The sequence below is a fragment of the Streptococcus sp. genome (genome assembly GCF_030528045.1).
Classification (GTDB): Bacteria; Bacillota; Bacilli; order Lactobacillales; family Streptococcaceae; genus Streptococcus.
Genome location: NZ_JAUMZR010000009.1, coordinates 41638 through 48570 on the forward strand (window position 1 = coordinate 41638; position 6933 = coordinate 48570).

At 42.6% G+C, this 6933-nt stretch carries 6 protein-coding genes; 1 reads left to right on the forward strand and 5 read right to left on the reverse strand.

The features are described from left to right. Positions 1 to 157: 157 nt before the first annotated feature. From Q4A91_RS02915 to typA, 5 genes are all read right to left on the reverse strand, one after another. Positions 158 to 1321: a cell division protein FtsQ/DivIB gene (locus Q4A91_RS02915; protein ID WP_303205142.1), complete on the reverse strand. Its 1164-nt coding sequence runs from the start codon at positions 1319 to 1321 to the stop codon at positions 158 to 160. A gap of 9 nt (positions 1322 to 1330) precedes the next feature. Further along, complete coding sequence (locus Q4A91_RS02920) at positions 1331 to 2389, reverse strand: UDP-N-acetylglucosamine--N-acetylmuramyl-(pentapeptide) pyrophosphoryl-undecaprenol N-acetylglucosamine transferase (protein WP_303205144.1); 1059 nt, start codon at positions 2387 to 2389, stop codon at positions 1331 to 1333. 1 nt (position 2390) lies between these two features. Further along, entirely contained in the window at positions 2391 to 3743 is a 1353-nt protein-coding gene (murD, locus tag Q4A91_RS02925; protein ID WP_303205146.1) for a UDP-N-acetylmuramoyl-L-alanine--D-glutamate ligase, read from the reverse strand. Between the two features lie 117 nt (positions 3744 to 3860). Further along, positions 3861 to 4115: a DUF3165 family protein gene (locus Q4A91_RS02930; protein ID WP_000262661.1), complete on the reverse strand. Its 255-nt coding sequence runs from the start codon at positions 4113 to 4115 to the stop codon at positions 3861 to 3863. A 19-nt stretch (positions 4116 to 4134) separates the two neighbouring features. Beyond that, entirely contained in the window at positions 4135 to 5976 is a 1842-nt protein-coding gene (gene typA / locus Q4A91_RS02935; RefSeq protein WP_303205148.1) for a translational GTPase TypA, read from the reverse strand. A gap of 159 nt (positions 5977 to 6135) precedes the next feature. Here typA and Q4A91_RS02940 point away from each other — a divergent pair, with 159 nt between their 5' ends. Beyond that, positions 6136 to 6882, forward strand: a complete 747-nt coding sequence (locus Q4A91_RS02940) for a 16S rRNA pseudouridine(516) synthase (protein ID WP_303205149.1) — start codon at positions 6136 to 6138, stop codon at positions 6880 to 6882. Positions 6883 to 6933 lie beyond the last annotated feature (51 nt).

Here is a 6933-nt window from a genome sequence, read left to right on the forward strand (position 1 = left end):
AAAAATGGGTAGAGTCCACCCTTTCACCGTCTAACCTTAGCTGCCTCTCTGGACTGCTTTAAAGGTTTTTTTCTATTCTATTATTTATACTAGGACTTGTCAAGCAAAAACTCGAAACTAGACTTCTACACCATTAAAATCAAGAGAAAAAGTTAGTCTAACGACTCTGTGATTGCTGGCTCGTTTGGCTTTGATTTCCCTGTTCTTCTTGTTTTTTCTTTTCTTCTTCCTGTTTTTTCTTCTCAGCTTCCTTGGCCTCTTGTTTGGCTTTTTCCTCAGCCTCTTCTATCAGTTTATCCGCTATAGTATAGCTGTATACTCCAGCTTCCATATCAACTATACTTGGTTCTGACAATTGTGGCTTGATTTTGCTGTAATAAGGCAATTTTTTGCTCAATTCTGATAGGGGAACCAAAATCTCATCTGTATCCAGCATAGTAATTTTTAAAAGATCTGCTGTTGCCTTGCTCGGCGCTAATTCGATTTTCTGGATTTGACTCTTGATATCCTCACTGACGGTAGACAATCCTGTGATCAGCTCTTTCACCTGCTGCTCGTCGTTAAAGGTAACTGTCAGATAAGTCTCAGGCAAGTTTAAGTGATCAACAGGAGTTGACTCTACTGTACCACTAGAAAGAATAGGATAATGTTCTTCACCAGACACATAATAACCAACAATATCAAATTCCTTAACCTCAATCGTAAAGTTAGTCGGAAATTGATAGTTAATCTTCGCTGATTCTATCCAATGATTGGATTTGATTCGCTCAGCGTATGTTTCCTTATCCAACAATAGGGCTAAGGTATAGTCGCTATCTTGAATTCCAGAAGCCTGTTTGATGTCATCCGCCTGCGTGTTACTATTTCCCTTAACCTCGATATTTTTGATGGTCGAAAGTGGAGTCAATAGATAGACTGAAAGAAGGAGGACCAGGACACTGGGTACCAAGATACTCACAGCTCGCCAAATATGAACAGGCGCAATTTTAGGCTTGGCAGGTTTTTCTGGTTTCTCTGGTTTTTCTTTTTTCTTCTTCTCTTTTTCCTCTTTGACTTTCCGGTCATCCTTTTGAGATTTTTCTTCTTTTTCGGATGGTTCCTTGCTTGGACTTGAGGCTTCCTCATCTGATTCACTCGATGATTTCTTGGATTCCTCCAATAGTTTCGAGTTGGCTTCCTTACGAGCTTGTTTTTCCTTTTCCTTCTCTTCAGCTAGGGCAGCTTCTTCCTCAGCCTTCTTCTTCAGGTATTCCTGGTTTCGTTTCTGCCATTCAGACAATTCTTGCTTCTGGTTTGATTCTTTTTTCTTATCCTTTGACATTGATATTCCTTATGCTAGGTCTTTTCTTAGTAGATCGTAAAAATCTGCAAGAGATTTCAATTCAGTCGAAGCTTTCATGCTAGCTTGGTATTGGTCCTTGTGACTAAGCAAGTGACTGAGTTTCGCCTCCAAGCTTTCCAAGGTCAAGTCACTTTCTTGAAGTTCTTCTGCATAACCTTTCTTAACAAAATAGGCTGCATTTTCAATCTGATCTCCACGACTTGCTTCACGACCCAATGGTACGATGAGATGGAGTTTCGCCATGGCCAAAAGCTCAAAAATCGTATTGGCACCACCACGGGTCACCACCACATCTGCCATCTCCATCAAGGGTTGATAGAGTTCTGTCACATAATCAACACGAAAGAGATTTTGACTCAACTCATTGAGGTTTGAATCTCCAGTGAGATTGATAATATTGTAGCGCTCTGTCAGTTCTTGCTTATGATCAGTCACCAATTGGTTAAATACACGAGCTCCTGCAGAACCACCAACAAATAATACCGTTGGCAATTTAGGATCAAAGTGGGTTTGGATATCCACCAATTCATCTGGTTCAGGAGTGTTTTGATCTGAAACCTTTGTCACTGCTCCCACATGCTCGACTTTTGCGAGACCAGCAGCCTGCTCAAATGTCGAATACATCTTGGTCGCAAATTTATAGGCAATTTTATTGGCCAAACCCATAGACAGGTCCGATTCGTGAATAAATACAGGCACTCCTGACACACGCGCTGCGATAACCGGCGGTACAGAGACAAATCCTCCCTTAGAAAAAAGAGCCTGTGGACGCAGTCGTAACATGATAAAGAGGGATTGGACAATTCCCCAACCAACTTTAAACACGTCCAGCATATTTTGCCAAGAGAAATAGCGACGCAACTTCCCAGTCGCAATGGAATGGAAGGTCACATTCAAGCCTGACTTGAGGATTTCTTGGTGTTCGATTCCGTGTTTATCACCAATATAGTGAACTTCCCAGCCGTCTTCAATAAACTTAGGCATTAATAAGAGGTTAAGGGTGACGTGTCCAACCGTCCCCCCACCTGTAAAGACAATTTTTTTCATATTATTCCTTTAACTCCGCTACTGTGTCGATGAAAAGATCTCCACGTACTTCAAAGTTAGCATACATATCCCAGCTAGCATTGGCAGGACTGAGGAGAACCACATCTCCTTGAGCCGCGAGCTCATAAGCCTTGCGGGTCGCATCAGCAATATCTGTCGCATCTACATAAGCCACACCAGCCTTATCCGCTGCCCGTTTGACACGTTCTGCAGACTGACCGAGGATAACCATCTTCTTGAGTCCAGTAATATCTGGCACCAATTCGTCAAACTCATTACCGCGGTCCAAACCACCTGCGATTAAGATAACCTTACTATTGTCAAATCCTGACAAGGCTTTTTGAGTAGCCAAGATATTGGTTGACTTACTATCGTTATAGAATTTGACACCCTGAATTTCATCCACAAATTGGAGACGGTGTTTGACACCTCCAAAGGCTGAAAGAGTTTCCTTGATGGTTTGGTTGTCTACACCACGAAGCTTGGCAACAGCAATGGTCGCAAGGGCATTTTCTACATTGTGGCTACCTGGAACACCGATTTCACTAGCTGCCATAACCACTTCTCCACGGAAGTAGAGTTGACCATCTTCCAGATAAGCTCCATCAACCTTTTCCTGTGTTGAAAATGGTACAACAGTAGCTTGTGTTTTGGTAGCCAATTCTTTTGCCAAGTCTTGGTTAAAGTTCAATACAAGGAAATCATCCGCTGTCATCTTGTTCTGGATATTCCACTTAGCTGCCACATACTCCTCAAAAGAACCATGATAGTCAATATGAGTTGGCATGAGGTTGGTAATAACCGCAATCTCAGGATGGAATTCTTGAACACCCATCAGTTGGAAAGAAGAAAGTTCCATGACGAGCGTGTCCTTGGCTGTCGCAGTTTGAGCCACTTGACTAGCAGGATAGCCGATGTTCCCTGACAAGAGACCGCGTTGACCAGCAGCAGTTAAAACTTCCCCAATCATCGTCGTTGTGGTTGTTTTCCCATTTGAACCAGTGATACCGATAATTGGCGCTTCTGAAATCAAATAAGCCAATTCCACCTCAGTCAAGACTGGAATCCCCTTTGCCAATGCTTTTTCAATCATGGGATTGCTATACGGGATACCTGGATTTTTCACCATCAGAGCGAAATCTTCATCCAAGAGTTCCAAAGGATGCCCACCAGTGACAACCTTGATTCCCTCTTCTAGCAAGCTTTGCGCAGCAGGATTTTCCTCAAAAGGCTTGCCGTCATTTACTGTCACAATAGCACCCAGCTTGTCTAGCAAACGGGCCGCAGACTCACCAGACTTAGCCAAACCTAAAACAAGAACTTTCTTATTTTTAAATTGATCGATTACTTTCATGTCTCAAACTCCATTTCTACTCCTACTATTTTACCATTTTTATGGAAATAATACTAAACGAAAATGCTCTAGTCCTCATTCTGACATCGAAAAAGAGAGCCGTAGCTCTCTTTTTATTTATCTTCTTCTGCTCTTTTTTACAGGCATGAGCGTAATGTCTCTCAAGCTAAAGTAGGCTAGAGCCAGCATGGCGATTGTGACAAAGAATTCTGTCGGTAATTGGAAGATTTGCAAGATGGACAACATCAGCAAAATCAAGAGTGCAACAACTACAAAGACCAAGATAACGATGTTGACTGTTCCTTTGATACTTTGGGGTGTCGCAAATACATAGAGTAGTAATAAGAGTATCCCTATGATTAAATAGACCATCTTTATCTCTTTCTAGCTCTTATTCAGCTGATTTTTTCTTTTTGTTGGCTTTCTCACGCTCTGCCTTGTTGAGAATTTGCTTACGCAAACGGATAGACTCAGGCGTTACTTCCATGTACTCATCGTCGTTCAAGAACTCAAGCGACTCTTCAAGAGTCAAGATACGAGGTGTCTTGATAACCGCTGTTTGGTCCTTGGTAGCTGAACGAACGTTGGTCATTTGTTTGGCCTTAGTGATGTTAACTGTCAAGTCGTTTTCACGAGAGTTTTCACCGATGATCATTCCTTCGTAAACCTCAGTACCTGGGTTTACAAAGATTGTACCACGTTCTTCGATAGACATGATTGAGTAAGTTGTAGCCTTACCAGCATCGATGGAAACGAGGGCACCACGGTGACGTCCACCAATTTCTCCTGGAATCAATGGCAAGTATTGGTCAAAGGTATGGTTCATGATACCGTAACCACGAGTCATAGATAAGAACTCAGTTGAGTAACCAATCAATCCACGCGCTGGAACTAGGAAGGCCAAACGAGTTTGACCATTACCAGTTGAAATCATATCCAACATTTCACCCTTACGTTCAGAAAGGCTTTGGATAACAGATCCTTGGTATTCTTCTGGAGTATCAATTTGAACACGTTCAAATGGCTCACATTTAACACCATCAATCTCTTTTACGATAACTTCTGGACGAGATACTTGAAGTTCATAGCCTTCACGACGCATAGTTTCGATCAGGATTGACAAGTGCAATTCTCCACGACCTGAAACAGTCCATTTATCTGGTGAATCCGTTGGGTCAACACGAAGGGAAACGTCTGTTTGCAATTCGGCCTGCAAGCGTTCTTCCACCTTACGAGAAGTCACCCATTTACCTTCTTTACCAGCAAATGGTGAGTTGTTGACCAAGAAGGTCATTTGAAGCGTTGGCTCATCGATGTGAAGGATTGGAAGAGGCTCAACTGCATCTGTCGGTGTAATCGTCTCACCAACAAAGATATCTTCCATACCGGAAACGGCAATCAAGTCACCCGCTTTGGCTTCTTGGATTTCACGACGTTCCAAACCAAAGAAACCGAAGAGTTTTGTAACACGGAAGTTCTTCGTTGTACCATCTAGTTTAGAAAGGGTAACTTGGTCCCCAACCTTAACAGTACCACGGAAGACACGACCAATACCGATACGACCAACGAAGTCATTGTAGTCCAAAAGTGACACTTGAAACTGCAAAGGCTCATCTGAGTTATCTACTGGAGCAGGGATATGGTCGATAATCGTGTCAAAGATTGGCGCCATCGTAGCTTCTTGGTCAGCTGGATCATCTGACAATGAAGATGTTCCATTGATAGCTGAAGCATACACCACTGGGAAGTCAAGCTGGTCATCATCCGCACCAAGCTCGATGAAGAGTTCCAAGACTTCGTCCACTACTTCTGATGGACGAGCTGATGGTTTATCGATTTTGTTGACAACCACGATTGGGACAAGGTCTTGTTCCAAGGCTTTTTTCAGTACGAAACGAGTCTGTGGCATGGTTCCTTCGTAGGCATCTACGACCAAGACAACACCGTCAACCATTTTCATAATACGCTCAACTTCTCCACCGAAGTCCGCGTGTCCTGGTGTGTCCATGATATTGATACGAGTTCCGTTGTAGGCAACGGCTGTATTTTTAGCAAGGATGGTAATTCCACGCTCTTTTTCGATATCGTTTGAGTCCATAGCGCGCTCTGCTAACTCTGTACGTGCATCAAGAGTTTCAGATTGTTTCAATAATTCGTCAACGAGGGTTGTTTTCCCGTGGTCAACGTGGGCGATAATCGCAATGTTACGGATATCTTCTCTTAATTTTGTCATGATTTCCTCTAATATTTTAAATTTTTATTTCTAACTGAACAATTATACCACAGTCTCATTCAAAAATCACAGTTCAGCTAAGTGTAAATGTTTTCACTCTGCTTTTCTAGTCAAGGCAACTCTTTTCAAAGTCAGAGACTTATGATAAGATAAGCTGGTATGCGTTTAGATAGATTATTAGCCCAAGAAAAGGTCAGTCGCAAGGCTATGAAACGGGCACTTTTGAAAAAAGAAATCCTAGTGGACGATTGTCCAGCCAGCTCCCTGGCTCAAAATGTCGACACTGGGTTGCAGAAATTAGTCTTTCAAGGACGACAAATCCAAGGCTACGAGCACAACTACCTCATGCTTCATAAGCCAAACGGAGTCGTTACAGCGAGCAAGGATAAGAAACTTCCCACCGTCATGAACCTACTCCCACCTGACATCCAGTCTGACCAGCTCTACGCTATCGGCAGACTAGACCGCGATACGACGGGACTGCTCCTTTTGACAGACAATGGACCTCTTGGTTTTCAACTCCTTCATCCCCAGTACCATGTTGATAAATCTTATCAAGTAGAAGTCAACGGACCGCTCACGTCAGACCATATCCAAAAATTCAAAGATGGGATTGTCTTTTTAGATGGGACCACTTGTAAACCTGCTCAGCTTGAAATTCTGTCCGCAAGCCCAACAGAGAGCCATTCCTCTATTCCCATCTCAGAAGGAAAATTTCATCAGGTTAAAAAAATGTTCCTCTCAGTTGGTGTCAAGGTGGTCTCTCTCAAACGAGTTCAGTTCGGCGATTTTACATTAGACCCAGAACTAGCAGAAGGGCAATACCGTCCCTTGAATCCAGAGGAATTGGAAATCATTAAAAACTACTTAGAGAAAAGTGGAAAAAAGAAAAAAGCTTTAAATTGAACTGCACCCCAAAAGTTAGACAGAAAAAATCTAACTTTTGGGGTGTTTTTA

Coding starts and splice junctions, on each gene's coding strand:
- Q4A91_RS02915 (WP_303205142.1), bottom strand. CDS start 1,321: ATGTCAAAGGATAAGAAAAAAGAATCAAACCAGAAGCAAGAATTGTCT.
- Q4A91_RS02940 (WP_303205149.1), top strand. CDS start 6,136: ATGCGTTTAGATAGATTATTAGCCCAAGAAAAGGTCAGTCGCAAGGCT.
- murD (WP_303205146.1), bottom strand. CDS start 3,743: ATGAAAGTAATCGATCAATTTAAAAATAAGAAAGTTCTTGTTTTAGGT.
- Q4A91_RS02920 (WP_303205144.1), bottom strand. CDS start 2,389: ATGAAAAAAATTGTCTTTACAGGTGGGGGGACGGTTGGACACGTCACC.
- Q4A91_RS02930 (WP_000262661.1), bottom strand. CDS start 4,115: ATGGTCTATTTAATCATAGGGATACTCTTATTACTACTCTATGTATTT.
- typA (WP_303205148.1), bottom strand. CDS start 5,976: ATGACAAAATTAAGAGAAGATATCCGTAACATTGCGATTATCGCCCAC.